General features: G+C 37.2%; 16 protein-coding genes. 6 read left to right on the forward strand and 10 right to left on the reverse strand.

The genetic code is table 11. The features are described from left to right. Window positions 1-82 precede the first annotated feature (82 nt). The 4 genes from potE to ACPT8Q_RS01955 form a co-directional block, all read right to left on the reverse strand. Window positions 83-1,399 carry a putrescine-ornithine antiporter gene (potE, locus tag ACPT8Q_RS01940; RefSeq protein ID WP_050949423.1) on the reverse strand — a complete coding sequence of 439 codons (1,317 nt, stop codon included), beginning with the start codon at window positions 1,397-1,399 and terminating at the stop codon, window positions 83-85. 106 nt (window positions 1,400-1,505) lie between these two features. After that, the gene (gene speF, locus ACPT8Q_RS01945; RefSeq protein WP_050949424.1) at window positions 1,506-3,668 is read right to left on the reverse strand and encodes an ornithine decarboxylase SpeF; all 2,163 of its coding nucleotides are present in this window, start codon (window positions 3,666-3,668) and stop codon (window positions 1,506-1,508) included. A gap of 252 nt (window positions 3,669-3,920) precedes the next feature. Beyond that, a complete protein-coding gene (speFL, locus tag ACPT8Q_RS01950; protein WP_197532058.1) occupies window positions 3,921-4,115 on the reverse strand; it encodes a leader peptide SpeFL in 195 nt (64 codons plus the stop codon). A 159-nt stretch (window positions 4,116-4,274) separates the two neighbouring features. Continuing rightward, window positions 4,275-4,424, reverse strand: a complete 150-nt coding sequence (locus tag ACPT8Q_RS01955) for a peptide transporter (protein WP_076773263.1) — start codon at window positions 4,422-4,424, stop codon at window positions 4,275-4,277. Between the two features lie 228 nt (window positions 4,425-4,652). Here ACPT8Q_RS01955 and cpdB point away from each other — a divergent pair, with 228 nt between their 5' ends. After that, window positions 4,653-6,626 (forward strand): 2',3'-cyclic-nucleotide 2'-phosphodiesterase, encoded by a 1,974-nt coding sequence (gene cpdB / locus ACPT8Q_RS01960; RefSeq protein ID WP_425622297.1) that lies wholly within the window; start codon window positions 4,653-4,655, stop codon window positions 6,624-6,626. Between the two features lie 108 nt (window positions 6,627-6,734). Here cpdB and ACPT8Q_RS01965 read toward each other — a convergent pair whose 3' ends face one another. Both ACPT8Q_RS01965 and ACPT8Q_RS01970 read right to left on the reverse strand, forming a co-directional pair. Next, window positions 6,735-7,127, reverse strand: coding sequence for a MerR family transcriptional regulator (locus tag ACPT8Q_RS01965; RefSeq protein WP_005644187.1), 393 nt, complete (start codon window positions 7,125-7,127; stop codon window positions 6,735-6,737). A gap of 24 nt (window positions 7,128-7,151) precedes the next feature. Further along, complete coding sequence (locus ACPT8Q_RS01970) at window positions 7,152-7,829, reverse strand: cation diffusion facilitator family transporter (protein ID WP_005657907.1); 678 nt, start codon at window positions 7,827-7,829, stop codon at window positions 7,152-7,154. 507 nt (window positions 7,830-8,336) lie between these two features. Here ACPT8Q_RS01970 and mnmG point away from each other — a divergent pair. From mnmG to tuf, 5 genes are all read left to right on the forward strand, one after another. Further along, on the forward strand, window positions 8,337-10,226 hold the full coding sequence (gene mnmG / locus ACPT8Q_RS01975) for a tRNA uridine-5-carboxymethylaminomethyl(34) synthesis enzyme MnmG (RefSeq protein ID WP_114890687.1): 1,890 nt from the start codon (window positions 8,337-8,339) through the stop codon (window positions 10,224-10,226). Between the two features lie 181 nt (window positions 10,227-10,407). Then, window positions 10,408-10,782, forward strand: a complete 375-nt coding sequence (gene rpsL, locus ACPT8Q_RS01980; protein WP_005543325.1) for a 30S ribosomal protein S12 — start codon at window positions 10,408-10,410, stop codon at window positions 10,780-10,782. A gap of 157 nt (window positions 10,783-10,939) precedes the next feature. Continuing rightward, window positions 10,940-11,410 (forward strand): 30S ribosomal protein S7, encoded by a 471-nt coding sequence (rpsG, locus tag ACPT8Q_RS01985; protein WP_005626581.1) that lies wholly within the window; start codon window positions 10,940-10,942, stop codon window positions 11,408-11,410. A gap of 83 nt (window positions 11,411-11,493) precedes the next feature. Beyond that, on the forward strand, window positions 11,494-13,596 hold the full coding sequence (fusA, locus tag ACPT8Q_RS01990) for an elongation factor G (RefSeq protein WP_061671449.1): 2,103 nt from the start codon (window positions 11,494-11,496) through the stop codon (window positions 13,594-13,596). A 64-nt stretch (window positions 13,597-13,660) separates the two neighbouring features. Then, window positions 13,661-14,845 carry an elongation factor Tu gene (gene tuf, locus ACPT8Q_RS01995; RefSeq protein WP_005667564.1) on the forward strand — a complete coding sequence of 395 codons (1,185 nt, stop codon included), beginning with the start codon at window positions 13,661-13,663 and terminating at the stop codon, window positions 14,843-14,845. A 120-nt stretch (window positions 14,846-14,965) separates the two neighbouring features. On the opposite strand, the gene ACPT8Q_RS02000 is transcribed toward tuf, so the two are convergent. From ACPT8Q_RS02000 to ACPT8Q_RS02015, 4 genes are read right to left on the reverse strand one after another with little or no spacing between them, the layout of a single operon-like run. Next, window positions 14,966-15,253, reverse strand: coding sequence for a DsrH/TusB family sulfur relay protein (locus tag ACPT8Q_RS02000; protein ID WP_042593277.1), 288 nt, complete (start codon window positions 15,251-15,253; stop codon window positions 14,966-14,968). Window positions 15,254-15,261: 8 nt separating this feature from the next. Then, a complete protein-coding gene (gene tusC, locus ACPT8Q_RS02005; RefSeq protein WP_042593278.1) occupies window positions 15,262-15,621 on the reverse strand; it encodes a sulfurtransferase complex subunit TusC in 360 nt (119 codons plus the stop codon). Continuing rightward, a complete protein-coding gene (gene tusD / locus ACPT8Q_RS02010; protein WP_005649571.1) occupies window positions 15,618-15,998 on the reverse strand; it encodes a sulfurtransferase complex subunit TusD in 381 nt (126 codons plus the stop codon). The genes tusC and tusD overlap by 4 nt, the downstream gene beginning before the upstream one ends. Continuing rightward, window positions 15,998-16,663: a helix-turn-helix transcriptional regulator gene (locus ACPT8Q_RS02015; protein ID WP_042599427.1), complete on the reverse strand. Its 666-nt coding sequence runs from the start codon at window positions 16,661-16,663 to the stop codon at window positions 15,998-16,000. Before ACPT8Q_RS02015 ends, tusD begins: the two co-directional genes overlap by 1 nt. Window positions 16,664-16,732 lie beyond the last annotated feature (69 nt).

The raw sequence follows: 16,732 nt of genomic DNA on the forward strand, positions 1-16,732 counted from the left end.
GATCATTTCAACCGCTCTTTTGTACTTAGCTTATTACTACTCGAAAGAGCCTACATTAAGATGTAGGCTTTTCTTTTTTTAATTAAGCTTGAGATTTTTTAAGGTCAAATTTGTAAGAAACAAAACCATACAATGTCCAACCGATAAAGGTCACAATTGAACCATATAACATCGCTTGTTCACCGGCTGCATAAAGTGCATAGATACTATAGAGTGAACCAATAAAGGCAACAAAAACGGTTGTTTTATATTTTTGTGGCGCAACATTTTCCTCTTTCAATAATACTGCGAGAGCAGCCATTGAGAGCAAGTATGGGATGACGTTTGTAACCACTGCTAAGTCCACCAACACATTGAATTGTTTATTTAATGATGGGCTGATTGTCATTAAAGAAAGTAAAGTTTGTAACGCAGTAATAGTAATCATACCAACAACAGGCGCATCTTTACTGGTAACTTTTTTGAAAAATGCTGGGAAATAACCTTCTTCTGCTGAAGATTTGAATACTTGAGCAATAGTGAACTGCCAGCCTAATAATGAACCAAAGCAAGACATCACCATTAAGACCATGATAACTTTACCGACAATTTCATCAAACATATGAGCAAAGGCTAAACCGAATGGTGCTGTTGAATTAGCGAGTTCAAGGTTAGGTACAATACCTGCAATCACGTTAGTTGAAACAATATAAATTACCGCTGCCCCTAAAGTACCACCAAGTACTGCGATTGGTACGTTTTTCTCTGGATTTTCAACTGCATCTGCGTTAGCGCAAGCTGATTCTAACCCTAAGAACGCCCATAATGTCATTGAAATAGATACACCGATCGCTTCAAAAGTTGGTACATTATGTGGGTTCCAAGAGTTTACATACATTGAACCATCAAACCATTTCCAACCAATGATAGAAATACCAACTACAGGGATAATTACGCCCCAGATAGTAAATGAACTTATATTACCGGTGATTCTTGCACCACCAAAGTTAAGAACGGTTGCAAGCCAAAGGGTGAAGATGGTCCATAATGCGATAGAAAGTGGAGAAAGGGTTGCGCCGAGAAGCTCTGAACCATAACCCACCGCAGAAATCGCGATTGCTGTATTCGCAATAACTAATGATACACCGTAAGTGTAGTTAGCCATGAAGTTACCGGCTTTACCGAAAGAGTATTCCGCATAACCGCCCATACCACCAGATTTTTTACTGAACATACCGCATTGTGCGAATGCATAAGCTAAGGCTGTTGAACCAACGGCTGTTACAAGCCAAGAAACGATGGAAATAGTCCCAATTTCGGCTAATTTGGTCGGTAACATAATGATACCGGAACCCATCATATTAACCATGGTAAGAATGGTGAGTTGTACTACACCAATTTTATTACTTTTAGCGCTCATAATTTATACTCCTACAAGTGCGGTCAAAAAATCAGATGTTTTTAACCGCACTTTCTTTTGTTTGTGCTGAGAGGGTTATGAGGAAGATCCTCACAACCTCACTTTATTAATAGTCAGTTAAAACATAGCCATATGCACGAGTACGTCCATCAGGGTCTTTTTGTAAGTAAACCCCTTGGATTTCAGGTGCGAAACCAGGTAATGTGTTGATACCTTCTTCTAATGCAAGGAAGTATTTTTGTGCAGTTGGACTCCATCTTTCTCCAGGCACCACACATAACACACCTGGAGGATAAGGTAATGCACCTTCCGCAGCCACACGACCAACAATATCAGTCAATGGAACGAGTTCAACTTTGTTACGAACGAATTCAATATTCGCATCGTGTGGATTTAACGCATATTCCGGTAATGTTGCTTTACGGAATAGGTCTTTTTGAAGTTGTTTTACATTGCGGCTTACATAAAGGTCATGCATTTCTTGGCATAATTGACGGATAGTATAGTCTTTGTAACGGTCTTCATTGTTTTTATACACAGTTGGCAATACATCTTTTAATAAAGAGTCTTGTTTAATGTGTTTTTCAAACAAGGCGATTTGAGCGACCAAAGTTTGCATTTTGGTGAGGGTTTCTGCCGGAGTGAGCAAGAATAAGATTGAGTTCAAGTCACATTTTTCCGGAATAATACCGTTTTCACGTAAGTAGTTAGCAAGAATAGTTGCTGGTACACCAAATTTTTCATATTCGCCTGTTTCTAAGCTAATACCTGGTGTGGTAAGCAAGAATTTACAAGGGTCAACGAAGTATTGTTCATCAGCATAGCCTTCAAATTTATGCCATGTATCTGTTGGGTGAAATTTGAAGAATTCGAGATTAGTTGCGATTTCTTCTGTGTCATAATCTTGCCATTTTTTACCTTTAATTGTGGTTGGAATAAATGGACGAATTAATTCACAGTGATTTAACACTAATTTACGCGCTTCGATACCTACTTTCACACATTCATGCCATAAGCGACGACCCGCTTCGCTACCTTGAATTTTTGCATTCACATCTAACGCCGCAAATAATGGATAGAACGGACTGGTTGACGCATGTAACATAAAGGCATTATTGAAACGTTTGTGGTTTACATAACGATCTTGACCTTTAATGTGTTTATCTTTTTTGTGAATTTGTGAAGTTTGTGAGAAACCTGCTTGTTGTTTATGAACAGATTGAGTCACTAAAATACCAGGGTCATTTTCATTTAATTCAAGCAATAATGGAGAGCAGTCTTTCATCATTGGAATAAATTGTTCATAACCTACCCATGCAGAGTCGAATAAGATGTAGTCACAAAGATGACCAATTTTATCTACCACTTGACGTGCGTTATAAATTGTACCGTCATAAGTACCTAATTGAATAACGGCTAAACGGAATGGACGTTTTTGGTTTAATTTTTCAGGCGCCACTTCTTTAATTAATGATTTCAAATAATCTTCTTCGAAGCAGTGACTATCGATACCACCAATGAAACCAAATGGATTACGTGCAGTTTCTAAGTAAATTGGGGTTGCACCCGCTTGAATTAATGCACCATGGTGGTTTGATTTATGGTTATTACGGTCAAATAATACTAAATCGCCCAGAGCAAGTACTGCGTTTAATGCAACTTTGTTTGAAGAAGATGTACCATTTAATACGAAGTAAGTTTTATCTGCATTGAATACTTGAGCAGCATATTTTTGTGCATCACAAGCTGCACCTTCGTGAATTAACAAGTCACCTAATTTCACGTCTGCATTACAAATATCTGAACGGAAAATGTTTTCACCGTAGAAGTCATAAAGGAAACGACCTGCTGGGTGTTTACGGTAGTATTGACCACCTTGATGTCCCGGACAGTCAAAAGCAATATTACCCATTTCTACATATTCACTTAACATTTTGAAGAATGGAGGTAACATTTTTTCTTCATAAAGTCTTGCAGCAGTTTCGATTTGACGGCTATAAAGCTTAATGTCATAACCATTTAAATCTTGAATATGATAAATAGCATCATAGAATTTCGGATCAACTTGTTCTTCTTCAGTTTGAACAACAAATACTGGGATACCAAAATTTGTTGCTTGAATACGTTCAAGGTATTCACCTACATCCCCTGATGTCAACATGATAGCTGCAACATCAGTAAAGTCTGTTTTGGTAATTTCAACTAATTCTCTATTTGTAGAGAAATATTGTTCAACTTTTGGATTATATGCAATTTTTAAGTTTGGCATAATAAACTCCTTTTATTTATTTTTTCGACGTAAAGTTACCCTGCGCTATTAATTTTAATAACGCAATAGATTTATTTAGAATAAAACAACTCGCTCTAGTTTTTTAATATAAAAAACTAAAGTAAGAATTTTTATTTTAAATTAAATAAGATTAAGTTAATTTCACAAAATATTTCTTGCCTGTTCTAGACAATACAAAAATATTCAGAAATTAATCTATGGAGACTCTCTAAACAGAGAGAACAACTCTGTTTAGAGAGCCGTGTTGGATGGTTTATTTTGAGAAGCGAATACTGAGTATGAGAAGCAAGAGCGATGCGATGGCATCATAATATGGCGTGTACGACGGATATGCGCCATCAAAGAACGACCTTTTATCGGATTAAACCATAAAAGTCTCAATACTTTCGTATAGACGTATCTGTGTATATATGTACGAAGTAGCATAGAAAAATTCCCTCTTTCTATCTAAACTAACCTTAGTTAGGTATATTCTCTGCTTGTGTAAATATCATGTCAATAATATTTTTCAAAAAATGTGATCATTATCAAAAAATAAATTTAATTTTTATATAAAAATAAAACCACAAAAAGTATGGAGATAAATTATTCTTGATTGCCTTTTAATTTTTGTTGTTCTGTGCCTGCATATTTAGCACGTTTCAAATCACGTGATAAATCTAACAAATAATTAATTTCGCGTTCTGAATGATGAACAAGACTCAATAAGTGTCTATTTTTAAGATTAAAAGCCATAGAGATCTCCTTATCGGATGCCATCAATAATGGCTACCTTACTGTGAATGAAGTTATTTTTACTGGATTGGATACCCTATTTTTGTCCCAAACGTGAAGTTTTGCAACCAAATTCAATCCCTTATTTTGTGATGCATATCACACTTCATTTCATAACTTTATATTTCACTTTCTTTATATATAAAAGAGCTTTAAAATCTTGCCGATTCTTACACAACAGGAGCTCATATGATCAACAGAAGATATTTCATCCAGCTTGGCGCAAGCAGCATTTTAGCGTTAAGTGCGAGCCGTTTTGCTTTTGCGAAAAGCGACACACAAGTCGATTTACGCATTGTGGCAACAACAGATGTTCATAGTTTCTTGACCGATTTTGACTATTATAAAGATGCACCAACCGATAAATTCGGTTTTACTCGTGCGGCAAGCCTTATTCGTCAAGCACGTGCTGAAGTGAAAAATAATGTATTAGTAGATAACGGTGACCTAATTCAAGGTAATCCAATTGCAGACTATCAAGCTGCACAAGGCTATAAAGAGGGTAAATCTAACCCTGCGGTCGATTGTTTAAATGCGATGAATTATGAAGTGGGTACATTAGGTAACCACGAATTTAACTATGGTCTCAATTATCTTGCAGATGCCATCAAACAAGCTAAATTCCCAATTGTGAATGCGAACGTAGTAAAAGCGGGGACAGAAGAACCTTATTTCACACCTTATGTCATTCAAGAAAAATCTGTGGTGGATAATAATGGCAAAACACATAAATTAAAAATTGGTTACATCGGCTTTGTGCCACCGCAAATTATGGTTTGGGATAAAGCGAACCTTCAAGGTAAAGTGGAAACCCATGATATTGTAAAAACAGCGCAAAAATATGTACCTGAAATGAAGAAAAAAGGGGCTGATATTATCGTTGCATTAGCTCACACAGGCCCATCTGATGAACCTTATCAAGAAGGTGCTGAAAACTCAGCATTCTATCTAGCTGATGTACCACATATTGACGCCGTTATTTTTGGTCACTCACACCGTTTATTCCCAAATAAAGAATTTGCGAAATCACCAAATGCAGACATCGTAAATGGTACCGTAAAAGGCGTACCAGAAAGTATGGCTGGTTACTGGGCAAATAATATCAGCGTGGTGGATTTAGGCTTAACAGAACACAAAGGCAAATGGATTGTTACCTCTGGAAAAGCGGTACTTCGTCCAATCTATGATGCTAAAAATAAAAAAGTGCTTGCAGAAAATGACCCAGAAATTACCGCACTTTTAAAACCAGTTCACGAAGCTACACGTAAGTTTGTTTCTCAACCTATTGGTAAAGCCACAGACAATATGTACAGCTATCTTGCATTAGTGCAAGATGATCCAACCATCCAAATAGTGAACCAAGCACAAAAAGCGTATGTAGAAAAAGTTGCACCGAGTGTTGCAGCAATGGCTGGCTTACCTATTTTAAGTGCAGGAGCGCCATTTAAAGCTGGTGGTCGTAAAAATGACCCTACAGGTTATACCGAAGTAAATAAAGGTGAATTAACTTTCCGTAATGCGGCAGACTTATATCTCTATCCAAATACATTAGTCGTTGTTAAAGCAACAGGCGAACAATTAAAAGAATGGTTAGAATGTAGTGCTGGTATGTTTAAACAAATTGACCCTACAAGTGATAAACCACAATCATTAATCGACTGGGAAGGTTTCCGCACTTATAACTTTGATGTGATTGATGGTGTCAATTATGAATATGATCTAACTAAACCTGCACGTTATGATGGTGAATGTAAATTGATTAACCCAGAATCGCATCGTGTAGTGAATCTCACTTATCAAGGCAAACCGGTTGATCCAAAAGCAGAATTCTTGATTGCAACGAATAACTATCGTGCTTACGGTAATAAATTCCCAGGCACTGGCGATCAACATATTGTTTACGCATCACCAGATGAAAACCGTCAAATTTTAGCTGATTATATTAAAGCAACCAGTGAAAAAGAAGGTTCTGTAAACCCTAGCGCGGATAAAAACTGGCGTTTTGTGCCTATCTCAGGTAACGATAAATTAGATGTCCGTTTTGAAACCTCACCAAGCGAACAAGCAGCTCAATTCATCAAAGAAAAAGCACAGTATCCAATGAAACAAGTGGGTACAGATGAAGTTGGATTTGCTGTATACCAAATTGATTTATCTAAGTAATAATTAGAAAAATAAAATGCCGCCTAAATATCTAAAATTTAGATGGCATTTTTTCTTCTAAAGTGCGGTCAAATTTTTAAGTATTTTCATGAATCTATCTTCTTTCTTTTACAAATTGCATTCGCTTTTCAACCCTTCTATTGCTTTACATTCTTCTTCATTATGTTCATTTTCGGTAACAATAGACTGCAAAAAAGCTTTAATTTCTAATAATTGAGATATTTTATTTTCTACTTGAATAAGCTGATTAAGTACTAATTGATCTGCTTGATAATGATCTTTCGTACTAAATCTAATACGATTGAGTTCCCGAATATTCTCTAAAGAGAAGCCCAACATTCGACATTTTTTAATAAAGTTTAATTGCTCTATACTCTCTTCATCATAAAATCGATAACCATTAGCCAATCGCTTAGGTGGAGGTAATACTCCTTGTTTCTCATAGTAGCGAATAGTTTCAATATTAGTATGTGTAGATTTACTTAATTCATTAATTTTCATTATTTCCTCAAGCAATTTTTTACTTTAATGAGAATGATCATTCGGCAATGAATTGTCATCGCTACTATATAAGGATTTAATAGCTTGAAAAACTGTAGAAATACCGCTTTGTAATACAAAAATGCTTAAGATACCACTAGCAACTACATCAACCCACTGCCAATTTAACCACCAAGCACTTATTCCTGCAATAATAGCAACAACCGAACCAAATAAATCTACTAAAACATGCAAATATGCTGCACGAATATTCAAATTATGGCGATTACTTTTTAGCATTATAAAAGCTACCAACAAATTAATCCCAAACCCTAGTAAAGCTACACCTAACATTGGCAAAGCGGCTATTTCTATCGGAGCCTGCCAACGTGTTACAGCCTCAATAAAAATCCAAATAGCGACCCAAACTAATGAAATTCCATTGATTAAAGCTAACCATTTTTGCCATTTTAGACTTAAAAATAACCCAATCCATGCTAAAAAAATAGATAAACTATCATTTGCCATATGCCCAGCATCAGCCATCAAAGTAAGGCTGTTAAACCAATATCCCCCTAGAAATTCAACAACCATATAAAAGGTAATAATTGCAAAACTGATGCCTAATACCATTTTATTTTTAGAAATTTGACTATGAGGGCAAGATGCATGCTGCTGATATTCTTTAGGAGTATAATTTTTTACTAGAGAAACTTCTTTCATTTTATTTCCTTAACTATTTGATTTGAAAGAAGCATAAAACCTGTAGTAACTACAAAGTCAAATCATAAAACTTACATTTAATAAAATTAATTATTTAAAAAAAGCTAAATTATAGAGATTTCAATAAAAATTCATTTTTATCTGTGGATAACTCATAAATAATCTGTCATAAAACTGTTTTTACTCACTTGATAACTTTGAGAAAAAATAAAGTTGTTAATAACTTTCCATTTTACACACAAGATTTTTAAAGAAAATAATCGCATTTTCACAAGATCTTTAGATCCTATAACACCAGTTTCCGTAAGGATCTAATAAGTTTACTCACAATTACAAAGGATCTTAATAGTAACAATAATAAGATCTTTATATATAAAAAAAGAGATCTTATTTACTAATACAAACCTGATCTTTCAAAGGATCAATAGATCCATTCTTTTTTTGTCAGGTGTTTTAAATTTCTGTAGAATAACGCCAATTTTTTGATCCGAATAAATAGAGATAGATATGTTTTACACTGAAACTTATGATGTGATTGTGATCGGTGGTGGCCATGCGGGTACAGAAGCTGCGCTTGCACCAGCTCGAATGGGATTAAAAACCCTTTTATTAACACATAATGTAGATACTTTAGGGCAAATGTCTTGTAATCCTGCAATTGGTGGGATCGGTAAAGGTCATTTAGTAAAAGAAGTAGATGCTATGGGTGGTTTGATGGCGCATGCTGCAGATAAAGCAGGAATTCAATTTCGTACTTTAAATAGTAGTAAAGGTCCAGCAGTACGTGCTACTCGAGCTCAAGCTGACAGAGTTTTATATCGTCAAGCTGTTCGTACAGCATTAGAAAATCAACCTAATTTAGATATTTTCCAACAAGAAGCGACAGATATTCTAATTGAGCAAGATCGAGTTACAGGCGTTAGCACAAAAATGGGATTAATTTTTCGTGCTAAATCAGTGGTATTAACTGCAGGTACTTTCTTAGCCGGTAAAATTCATATTGGTTTGGAAAATTATGAAGGTGGTCGTGCTGGAGATCCTGCTTCTGTAAATCTTTCATATCGATTAAGAGATCTCGGATTACGTGTAGATCGCCTTAAAACAGGTACACCACCACGTATTGATGCACGCACGATCAATTTTGATATTTTAGCTAAACAGCATGGTGATGCGGTGTTACCTGTATTTTCTTTTATGGGATCGGTATCTGATCACCCGCAACAAATTCCTTGTTATATCACCCACACTAATGAACAAACCCATGAAGTGATCCGTAATAACTTGGATCGCAGTCCAATGTATACTGGTGTGATAGAAGGGGTCGGCCCACGTTATTGTCCATCCATTGAAGATAAAGTGATGCGTTTTGCGGATCGTAATTCACATCAAATCTATTTGGAACCAGAAGGATTAACCAGTAACGAAGTGTATCCAAATGGGATTTCTACCAGTTTGCCATTTGATGTGCAAATGGGTATTGTTAATTCTATGAAAGGTTTAGAAAAAGCTCGCATTATCAAACCAGGTTATGCCATTGAATATGACTATTTTGATCCACGTGACTTAAAACCAACGTTAGAAACAAAAGCTATTTCAGGTTTATTCTTCGCAGGTCAAATTAACGGTACAACGGGTTATGAAGAAGCAGCGGCACAAGGCTTATTGGCGGGGATTAACGCAGGTCTTTATGTACAAGAGAAAGAGGCATGGTATCCACGTCGTGATCAATCTTATACTGGAGTATTGGTTGATGACCTTTGTACGCTCGGTACCAAAGAACCGTATCGTGTATTCACTTCTCGTGCTGAATACCGTTTGTTATTACGTGAAGACAATGCAGATATTCGTTTAACGCCAATTGCCCATGAATTAGGTTTGATTGATGAGGCTCGCTGGGCACGCTTTAATCAAAAAATGGAAAAGATTGAGCAAGAACGCCAGCGCTTACGCAGCATTTGGTTGCATCCGCGTTCTGAATATTTAGAAGAAGCGAATAAAGTACTTGGCAGTCCACTTGTGCGAGAAGCCAGCGGTGAAGATTTATTGCGCCGTCCAGAAATGACCTACGATATTTTGACTTCCTTAACTCCATATAAACCAGCAATGGAAGATAGAGAAGCCGTAGAACAAGTGGAAATTGCTATTAAGTATCAAGGCTATATTGAGCATCAACAAGAAGAAATTGAAAAACAAAAACGCCACGAAAATACGGCTATTCCAGCTAACTTTGATTATAGTAAAGTGTCTGGTTTATCTAATGAAGTACGTGCGAAGTTAGAACAACATCGTCCGGTTTCCATTGGACAAGCGAGCCGAATTTCAGGTATAACGCCTGCTGCTATTTCAATTATTCTGGTTAATTTGAAAAAACAAGGCATGCTAAAACGTGGGGAATAAAGTTTTTTATTAAAAAACAAAAGTGCGGTAAATTTTAATCTAGTTTTAAGCCTAGAGTATATTGTTTAATTATTGACAATAAAGCGTAAAACTATTAAAATTCGCCGTCTATTTCTATATGGAAGTAGATTTTTTGAACAACATTCTATTATTGAATAACATTTAAACTGGAGCTTTTTTAATGGCAACTATCAACCAGCTAGTACGCAAACCGCGTGTGAAAAAGGTTGTAAAAAGCAACGTTCCTGCATTAGAGGCTTGCCCGCAGAAACGTGGTGTATGTACTCGTGTATATACTACAACTCCTAAAAAACCAAACTCAGCGTTACGTAAAGTATGTCGTATCCGCTTAACTAACGGTTTTGAAGTAACTTCTTATATTGGTGGTGAAGGTCACAACCTTCAAGAGCATAGTGTTGTATTAATCCGTGGTGGTCGTGTTAAAGACTTACCAGGTGTGCGTTACCACACAGTACGCGGTGCATTAGACTGCGCAGGCGTTAAAGATCGTAAACAAGGTCGTTCTAAATACGGCGTTAAACGTCCTAAAGCTTAATGGTTCTCCGTTAAGTAAGGCCAAACGTCTAAATTAGCAAAAAAATTTAAACCATAAACTCCAGTCAAAAAGCTCTTTGTGCTGCAAATTTTCTCAAAGAGAAATATTGCTGATGGGTTTTGGATATCCTGAAGATTAAAATACGGAGAAATTCGCAATGCCACGTCGTCGTAGTGTTGAAGCACGCAAGATTCTTCCAGATCCGAAGTTCGGTTCAGAATTACTTGCAAAATTTATTAATGTAATCATGGTAGACGGTAAAAAATCCGTTGCTGAATCAATCGTTTATGGTGCTTTAGAAACTTTAGCACAACGCACAGGTAAAGAACCTTTAGAAGCGTTTGAAGTTGCACTTGAAAACGTACGTCCAACTGTTGAGGTTAAATCTCGTCGTGTTGGTGGTTCTACTTACCAAGTACCAGTTGAAGTGCGCCCTGTACGTCGTAACGCATTAGGTATGCGTTGGATCGTTGAAGCAGCACGTAAACGTGGTGATAAATCAATGGCTTTACGCCTTGCAAACGAATTATCTGATGCTTCAGATAATAAAGGTGCAGCAGTTAAAAAACGTGAAGACGTTCACCGCATGGCTGAAGCTAACAAAGCATTTGCTCACTACCGTTGGTAATAAGTTTTTGAATTTAAAGGGCTTCATCATTGATGAAGCCTTACCCTTATATAAACTGATATTAAATAAACAAGGTTATAATAATGGCTCGTACAACCCCTATTGAAAGATATCGTAATATCGGTATCAGTGCGCACATTGATGCGGGTAAAACCACTACTACTGAGCGTATCTTATTCTATACTGGTGTTAGCCACAAAATCGGTGAAGTGCACGATGGTGCAGCAACGATGGACTGGATGGAACAAGAACAAGAGCGTGGTATCACCATTACCTCTGCGGCAACAACTGCATTCTGGTCTGGTATGTCACAACAATTCCCACAACATCGTATCAATGTTATCGATACTCCGGGACACGTGGACTTTACTGTTGAAGTAGAACGTTCTATGCGTGTTCTTGATGGCGCAGTAATGGTTTACTGTGCGGTTGGTGGTGTTCAACCACAATCTGAAACCGTATGGCGTCAAGCTAACAAGTATGAAGTTCCACGTATTGCGTTCGTAAATAAAATGGACCGTACTGGTGCGAACTTCTTACGTGTTGTTGAACAATTAAAAACCCGCTTAGGTGCTAATGCGGTTCCACTTCAACTTCCAATTGGAGCAGAAGAAAACTTCACTGGTGTAGTTGATTTGATCAAAATGAAAGCGATCAACTGGAATGAAGCAGACCAAGGTATGACTTTCACTTATGAAGAAATGCCTGCAAATATGCAAGCAGACTGTGAAGAATGGCGTCAAAATCTTGTTGAAGCGGCAGCTGAAGCATCAGAAGAATTAATGGAAAAATACTTAGGTGGTGAAGACTTAACTGAAGAAGAAATTAAGTCAGCATTACGTCAGCGCGTATTAGCAAATGAAATTATTTTGGTAACCTGTGGTTCTGCATTCAAAAACAAAGGTGTTCAAGCAATGCTTGACGCAGTTGTTGAATACTTACCAGCACCAACTGATATCCCTGCAATTAAAGGTATCAACCCAGATGAAACTGAGGGTGAGCGTCATGCAAGTGATGAAGAACCATTCTCTTCATTAGCATTTAAAATTGCAACTGACCCATTTGTAGGTAACTTAACATTCTTCCGTGTATATTCTGGTGTGATTAATTCTGGAGATACAGTATTGAATTCTGTACGTCAAAAACGTGAACGTTTTGGTCGTATCGTACAGATGCACGCTAATAAACGTGAAGAAATTAAAGAAGTTCGTGCAGGTGATATCGCAGCAGCTATCGGATTAAAAGATGTAACTACTGGTGATACATTATGTGCAATTGATTCGCCAATTATCCTTGAGCGTATGGAATTCCCAGAGCCAGTAATTTCTGTTGCGGTAGAACCAAAAACTAAAGCTGACCAAGAAAAAATGGGCTTAGCATTAGGTCGTTTAGCACAAGAAGACCCTTCATTCCGTGTTCACACTGATGAAGAATCTGGCGAAACCATTATTTCTGGTATGGGTGAATTACACTTAGATATCATCGTTGACCGTATGAAACGTGAGTTTAAAGTGGAAGCTAACATCGGTAAACCACAAGTATCTTACCGTGAAACTATCCGCACTCGTGTTAATGATGTGGAAGGTAAACACGCAAAACAATCTGGTGGTCGCGGTCAATATGGTCACGTTGTTATCGACTTATACCCATTAGATCCAGAAGGCCCTGGTTATGAATTTGTAAACGAAATCAAAGGTGGTGTAATTCCTGGTGAATACATTCCTGCGGTTGATAAAGGTATTCAAGAACAGCTTAAATCTGGTCCATTAGCGGGTTACCCAGTAGTTGATCTTGGTGTACGTTTACACTTCGGTTCATACCATGATGTGGACTCATCTGAGTTAGCGTTTAAACTTGCTGCATCTTTAGCATTTAAAGCGGCATTCTCAAAAGCAAACCCAGTATTACTTGAGCCAATTATGAAAGTTGAAGTTGAAACTCCGCCTGAATATGTTGGTGATGTAATTGGTGACTTAAGCCGTCGTCGTGCTATGGTAAACGGTCAAGAAGCGAACGAGTTCGTTGTTAAGATCGACGCTGAAGTTCCACTTTCAGAAATGTTCGGTTATGCAACAGACTTACGTTCACAAACTCAAGGTCGTGCATCTTACTCAATGGAACCGTTAAAATATGCTGAAGCTCCAACAAGTGTTGCGGCTGCAGTAATTGAAGCGCGTAAAAAATAATTTTTGTAAACCAGCGGTGTAAAATATGATTTTTTTATACCGCACTTCTTAGGAAACATTAGAAATGTCTAAAGAAAAATTTGAACGTACAAAACCGCACGTAAACGTGGGTACAATCGGCCACGTTGACCACGGTAAAACAACTTTAACAGCAGCAATCACAACCGTATTAGCAAAACATTACGGTGGTGCAGCGCGTGCATTTGACCAAATCGATAACGCGCCAGAAGAAAAAGCGCGTGGTATTACCATCAACACTTCACATGTTGAATACGATACACCAACTCGCCACTATGCACACGTAGACTGTCCAGGACACGCCGACTATGTTAAAAACATGATTACCGGTGCGGCGCAAATGGATGGTGCTATTTTAGTAGTAGCAGCAACAGATGGTCCTATGCCGCAAACTCGTGAACACATCTTATTAGGTCGCCAAGTAGGTGTACCATATATCATCGTATTCTTAAACAAATGCGATATGGTAGATGACGAAGAGTTATTAGAATTAGTAGAAATGGAAGTACGTGAACTTCTTTCTCAATATGACTTCCCAGGTGACGACACGCCAATCGTACGTGGTTCAGCATTACAAGCATTAAACGGCGTAGCAGAATGGGAAGAAAAAATCCTTGAGTTAGCAAACCACTTAGATACTTACATCCCAGAGCCAGAGCGTGCGATTGACCAACCGTTCCTTCTTCCAATCGAAGATGTGTTCTCAATCTCAGGTCGTGGTACAGTAGTAACTGGTCGTGTAGAACGTGGTATCATCCGTACAGGCGATGAAGTAGAAATCGTCGGTATCAAAGATACAGCGAAAACTACTGTAACAGGTGTTGAAATGTTCCGTAAATTACTTGACGAAGGTCGTGCAGGTGAAAATATCGGTGCATTATTACGTGGTACCAAACGTGAAGAAATCGAACGTGGTCAAGTATTAGCGAAACCAGGTTCAATCACACCACACACTGATTTTGAATCAGAAGTATACGTATTATCAAAAGATGAAGGTGGTCGTCATACTCCATTCTTCAAAGGTTACCGTCCACAATTCTATTTCCGTACAACAGACGTAACTGGTACAATTGAGTTACCAGAAGGCGTGGAAATGGTAATGCCTGGAGATAACATCAAAATGACAGTAAGCTTAATCCACCCAATCGCGATGGACCAAGGTTTACGTTTCGCAATCCGTGAAGGTGGCCGTACAGTAGGTGCAGGCGTTGTAGCGAAAATCATCAAATAATTGATGGATTCCTGAATGTCTTAAAGATAAAAGACAGAAAAAACAAAAAGAAAAGTGTGGGGAAAATTCTCCGCACTTTTTTATTTTATATATGTAAATATTTACTAAATTATTTGATTTTTATAGTGATAGTTGTGGTAAATAATTCTCAGTGATTCCAACAAGTTCTTCTATTGAAATTAATTTTATCTTGCTGCTTTGAGGTAAAAGTGCGGTAAGATTTCTTGCTAAAATATCTTGTTTCAATATCATGCAATTCCCTTTACATTTGACAAAATAATCAGGGTATTTTACTGCCAATAACACACCATCTTGCCATAATACTACCGCATCTTTTTCTGTGATGTATAAAAAGTAATCATCTAGTTCAGTTTTGGGATAATCTGATTGAGAAAATGTATAAAGCATAATATTCCTTAGAAAGTAAATAATTTTTCTGTTTGATTAAGCTTTTCTATCAATAAAGAGCGGTCAATTTTTTCACAAGATAGGATGAGTTGTTTATCCTCTAGCTTAAATTTCTGTAAAGACGCTGTGCAGATAAAGCGTTGTTCTACATCATATAAATCTAATAATTTAAAGGTTCTAATGAAGTCTTTCTGTTGAATGATCTCAGGTTGTTGATGATTAATAAGATTTAGTACTCCATCATCTATAAAAAATACGCCAATGTCATCTGGATCACAAAAAGCTGTTGCGGCAAGAATTGCATCTAAGCCTTCTCGTGAAATGGATGTGCCATGTGGAGATGTGCGAAATAAAAAGGCTATTTTCATAGGGTTATCACTCGATCTGCGTTTAAACTCGCTGCCATAAATTCTCCAAGACCTGCAATTATGAATTCTTTTGCAAGATTATTCTGACCTGTAGTTGGTGTAGTTAAGTTATCAACAACACCTCGTCTTTGAGATGCTGCAACACATAAATGCAAAGGAACATTGTGGGTAATGGAAAAAACTTGCCAATGTTTTTGTAAATTAACTTCATCATTGGCTGGATACACTAATGCATTTCCGTTACTCACTCCATCTTGAAAGAAAAAAATCTGTGAGATTTCGTGTCCTTTTTTGATTAAGGCTTCTGCAAATTGATAAGCTAAAAATGCCCCTTGTTTTCCGTAAATAGGGCTTTTGACGGCGATAACATAGCGCATTATTCTTGCTCTTGTTTGATTTGTCGGATGTACAGGTAAACCGTATGTCGGGAAATATCTAAACGTTCTGCGACTAAATTAATCGCATCTTTAATATCAAAAATACCTTTTTCGTAAAGAGAAAGGACGATTTGTCGGTTTTTAGTATTATTGGCAACAGCGCGATCTACATTGACTTCTTCTATTGTTTTTTCAATAGTCTGCGCAACCAAGTCTTCCACTGAACTGGCAAAATTAACCGAAGATGTTTCATTCGTATGCTCCGTTGGCATAAAGCATTGTAAAAATTGAGACACGGGTACATCTAAATTGATATTGATACAAAGCAAACCAATAATACGTTGAGTTTTATTACGAATGGCAATAGTGACTGATTTCATCAGTACGCTACCTTTTGCTCGTGTAAAATAAGGCTTTGAAACACTTTCGCTTTGCATATTTCGTAGCGAACGTAAGGCAAGATCGGTAATTGGCGAACCAACTTGTCGATTCGTGTTATGTCCGTTGGCAATACAAATAGCAGAATGTTCAATATCTTCTAAAGAATGAAGCACGATTTCGCAGTGCTCACCAATCAGTGCGCTGACACCATCAACGACCGCTTTGTAGGAATTTATGATAGCGTGATCTTCGTCAGTGAAAGGATATTTATCGTTTAATGTCATAGCTTTAGGTTAAAAGTGCGGTAAAAATTTCGCTCGTTTTTATAATAAAAAGCACGCATTAAAGAATGC

Origin of the sequence: Haemophilus sp. HN_Hi10, assembly GCF_049821985.1 — a bacterium.
GTDB classification, from domain to species: Bacteria; Pseudomonadota; Gammaproteobacteria; order Enterobacterales; family Pasteurellaceae; genus Haemophilus; species Haemophilus influenzae_D.